At 58.9% G+C, this 1,038-nt stretch carries 1 pseudogene; it reads right to left on the reverse strand.

The annotated features are described in order from the left end of the window. Nucleotides 1-1,038, reverse strand: a pseudogene (locus FHL16_RS34210) (hypothetical protein); the annotation flags it as partial.

Genomic DNA, 1,038 nt, shown 5'->3' on the forward strand with positions numbered 1-1,038 from the left:
GTACCATTCTTACGCAAGGCTGCGAACGCTTCCCCCGTGCCGGCCACCTGCACAATGTCGTTCAGCAGCGCGATGTCGGCAGGCACCACGCCGCCCCTTTGCGGGTGTCCCCACGCCACTACATGGCCGTTGGCACGACGAGCAGCGAATGCAAATGCTGCGGAGCACACGTCGACAATATCCTTCAATTCCGCGAACTCTGGGCTGATAGTGCCACCATATATTGGGTCGCCCCAAGCCACCCATTGGCCTGTAGCGCGCTTCGCTATAAACGCCAGAGCATTACAACGCAGCTCGATGATGTCGTTCAATGCAGCAATCGGTGCTGGCAGGTCTCCACCAGCCTCGACCCTGCCCCAAGCGACGAGACGGCCGTTGGCGCGAAGGGCTGCAAAGGCCTGCTGGGCACCGAGGATCATGTTGATATCGGTGAGCAGGGCAATGTCCGTCGGCAGGTTTCCACCCCGATGGGGATCCCCCCAAGCCACCACCTGCCCGGTGGCCCGTTGCGCGGCAAATGCGAAGCCACTGACAACGATCCGCACAATGTCCCTGAGTGCAGTAGGCACAGTGCCGCCCGCGTTGTCATGACCCCAGGCAACCACCTGATTCGCATTCTTTAAACCGGCAAACGCCCCAAAGTTACCAATAACCCGAACAAAGTCCGAAGGCACAACACTGCCCATGTTCCCACCATTATTCGCGTCCCCCCACACCACCACCGCGCCATGGGTTCGGCGGGCAGCGTAAGCGGAGTAAGTGCTACTGACTTCAACGATGTCTTTCAGGGGGATAATGGCCGGAGGAATCTTCCCACCGTTATCAGCGTTGCCCCAAGCGATCACGTCACCCCCGTCACGATGCGCGACGAAGGAGTGTCCGTTGCCGATAATATTTGCCGGATTGAGGGTGATCTGTTTGTCGGAGGAACGAACCTGTAGAGGTTCCTGTGGCGTTGTATCAGTCCAGGTGGCGGCAGTTGTCCACTCAATGTCTGTGGCATATTTCCACTGCGCCTCTATGGGTTGCTCGGTAGTG

Origin of the sequence: Pseudomonas sp. FSL W5-0299 (assembly GCF_005930655.1) — a bacterium.
Lineage (GTDB): Bacteria > Pseudomonadota > Gammaproteobacteria > Pseudomonadales > Pseudomonadaceae > Aquipseudomonas > Aquipseudomonas mandelii.